The organism is uncultured Methylobacterium sp. (assembly GCF_964242245.1).
Classification (GTDB): Bacteria; Pseudomonadota; Alphaproteobacteria; order Rhizobiales; family Beijerinckiaceae; genus Methylobacterium.
Genome location: NZ_CAXTBY010000211.1, coordinates 1 through 3047 on the forward strand (window position 1 = coordinate 1; position 3047 = coordinate 3047).

Sequence of the window (3047 nt, forward strand, 5' to 3'; positions counted from 1 at the left end):
GCGGATCGGGCGAAGCGCCGGGCGGCCCCCTCTCCCCACACATCTCGGGCTTGCCTGAGACGTGCAATGCGGATGTCCAAGTCGGGCAGGCCCGACTTGGATGGGACAGGGCTGGGGTGAGGGGCGCGACCTCTCCGGAGGGTTCTCCTCCCTCACCCTGTCCCGAACGGGAGAGGGGACCCGCGCTCTTCCCGGATCGCGTGGAGCGGTGCGTGCATCCGCAAGCCCCCTGCGGGATAGGGCAAGACCGGAACTCCCTCCGCTTCGCGGCATGCCAAGTCTCGCGGGTCACGTCCTGCGAGGTCCGGCGGACGACCGCCCCGCAATCGTGCGTGATCACGTCCCGGCGCGGACGGAACGCCGTCAGGAGAGCGGATTGGCCGCGTCGTTGCGGGCCGGCAGCGGCGCCAGCATCGTCAGCGCGAAGCCCTCGGCCGCGTAGGTGGTCTCGACCTCGGCCTGGACCTGCGTGGTGAGCACCCGCTGCAGCAGGCGCGAGCCGAAGCCCTGGCGGCGCGGCGGCTCCACGATGGGGCCGCCGCTCTCGCGCCACGCGAACCGCAGCAGCCCGGCGGGTCCGCCGGGCAGGAGCGCCCAGGTGACCGCGATCCGCCCGCCCTGGTTCGAGAGCGCGCCGTACTTGGCCGCGTTGGTGGTGAGTTCGTGGATCGCCATGCCGATCGGCACCGCGATCTCGGAGGCCAGCCCGACGGCGGGCCCGTCGAGCACGATGCGGCCGTCGGTCTCCGCGCCCTCGGCGATCTCGGCGTAGGGCTTCAGCTCGCTCAGCAGCAGGGTGCGCAGGTCCGCCGTCTGCCACGTCGCCTCGGTGAGCACCGCGTGGGTGTGGGCGAGCGACTTGATGCGCCCGACGAACGCCTCGTAGAAGCTGTCGATGCTCGACGCCGTGCGCGCCGTCGAGCCAACGATCGCCTGCACGGTGGCCAGCGTGTTCTTCACCCGGTGGTGCAGTTCGCGGATCAGCAGGGCCTGCCGCTCCTCGGCGACCCGCCGGTCGGTGACGTCGGCCACGACGCCGATCAGCCGGCGGGGCAGGCGGTCCGGCGCGTCCCGCTCGAAGCGGCCGGCGAGGTCGATGGTGCGCCACGCGCCGTCGCTGCGGCGGCGGATGCGGCCGGTGGTGTGCAGGGTTCCGTCCTCGCGCAGCGCCGTCGAGATCGCCGCGCGCACCGAGGCCCGGTCGTCGGGATGGAGGACGCCGAACAGGAACTCGGTCTTGCCGATGGTGCCGTCCTCGGGCGCGTGGCCGAAGATCTCGAACATCCGCTCGTTCTCCCAGATCGCCTGATCCTCGAGCATGTGCCACTCGAAGATCCCGAGCCGGGCGATCGAGGTCGCGACCCGCAGGCGCTGGTCGCGGGCGGCGAGCCCGTCGCGCGCCTCGACCCGCGTGGTGATGTCCTGCACCACCCCGACCATGCCGGTGCGCCGCCCGCCGGGTCCGTGGACGGGCCGGCCGCGGACGCCGACGATGACCTCGCGCCCGTCCGCCTCCCGCGTCAGCCGGCACTCGAAGCCGTAGGCCCCGTCCCGGGCCATCGCGGCCCGCACCAGGGCCTGGATGCGCGCGGGCTCGCCGTCGGCGAGGCCCGCCCGCAGCACGTCCCAGGTCGTCGAGGCGCCGGCCGGGTGGCCGAGGATCTGCGCGGCGCGGCGCGAGAGGACGAGGCGGCGGCTCGATTTTTCCCAGCGCCACTCCCCGAGGCCCGCCGCCGCCAGGGCGTCGCGGTTCTCGTCGGAGCGGGCGGCCTCGTCGGCATCGACCGCCTCGACGACCAGGATACCGCCGTCCGCGCCGGAGCGGCGGACGCGCACCTCGACGGCGCTCCCGTCGGCGCGGCGCCAGGGCTGGATGCCGTCGGCGAGGCGCCACGCCCCGAGCAGGTCCGAGACGGGCCGGTCGGCAAGCCCGCCCGGCGGGTGGCCCAGGAGGGCGCAGAGATGGTCGTTGCCCGCGCGGATCAGGGCGCCGTCGGCCGAGAGCACGGCCAGCCCGATGGCGGCCCCCTCGAAGGCCGCGCGGTGCAGGTCGCCCGTCCCGGCGGCCGGGCCGTGATTACCCCTGTCGGTCACGCCAGTCCTCGAGCGCGCGGCGGCACCGTCCGGCCGCGTGGCGTCTCGTGCGGCGGCTCCGACGACGTACCCGTCGGTTCGTGGTCGAAGCCTGCGGCGAAACGAGGGCTTAAGCGCCGGATCGGCGAGCGTGGCGCCAGGATGACGGTCAAGCGCGGCCGGAGCAAGGCAGGGCCCCCTTCGCACCGGGCTGACAACAGCTAAGTTCGATCCGTCCGGCGAAATTCGAGGTAGGTCGGCCGGCGGCCGGCCGCGACCGCCTTCGCCTCGTAGCGGGTGCCGGGCCAGTCCGGGAAGGGCTGCGTCCAGTCGCACGCGCGCAGGGCCGTCCAGCGCAGGCCGGGGCAGCGGGCGGCGCGGACCAGCGTCCAGCCGGCGTAGTCGTCGATGTCGCTGACGAAGCGGAACAGGCCGCCGGGCCTCAGCACGCGGGCGATGTCCGCGAGCGTCCCGTCCGAGACGAAGCGGCGCTTGCGCTGGCGGCGCTTGGGCCAGGGATCGGGGTAGAGCAGGTCGACCCGCGCGAGGCTCGCGTCCGGCAGCGCGTCGAGCAGCGCGCTCACGTCCGCGTCGCGGATGCGGACGTTGCGCAAGGCCCGCTCATCGACCGCGCGCAGGAGCTTGGCCACGCCGTTGACGAAGGGCTCGGCGCCGATGATCCCGATCCCCGGGTGGGCGGCCGCCTGCGCGGCGAGGTGCTCGCCGCCGCCGAAGCCGATCTCCAGCCAGATCTCTCCGGGGGGGGCGTCGAGGTCCGGGAACAGCGTTGCCGGATCGAGGCGGGCTCCGTCCGGCGGCAGGCCGACGCGCAGGCGCGGCAGCAGGTCGGCGAGACGCTGCTCCTGCCGTCCGCGCAGGCGCTTGCCCTTGCGCCGGCCGAAGAAGGCGCGCTCGGAGGCCTCGACGGCGGTGGCCGGACAGGGGCTCGTTTCGGTCACGTCCCGGCTCGGTTG

General features: G+C 74.6%; 2 protein-coding genes. Both read right to left on the bottom strand.

What is annotated here, in order from left to right; genetic code table 11:
- Positions 1 to 363: 363 nt before the first annotated feature.
- Positions 364 to 2094: a sensor histidine kinase gene (locus tag ACFE8Y_RS21435; RefSeq protein WP_375466386.1), complete on the bottom strand. Its 1731-nt coding sequence runs from the start codon at positions 2092 to 2094 to the stop codon at positions 364 to 366.
- A 200-nt stretch (positions 2095 to 2294) separates the two neighbouring features.
- Positions 2295 to 3032, bottom strand: a complete 738-nt coding sequence (locus ACFE8Y_RS21440; protein ID WP_375466387.1) for a tRNA (guanine(46)-N(7))-methyltransferase TrmB — start codon at positions 3030 to 3032, stop codon at positions 2295 to 2297.
- Positions 3033 to 3047: the final 15 nt, after the last annotated feature.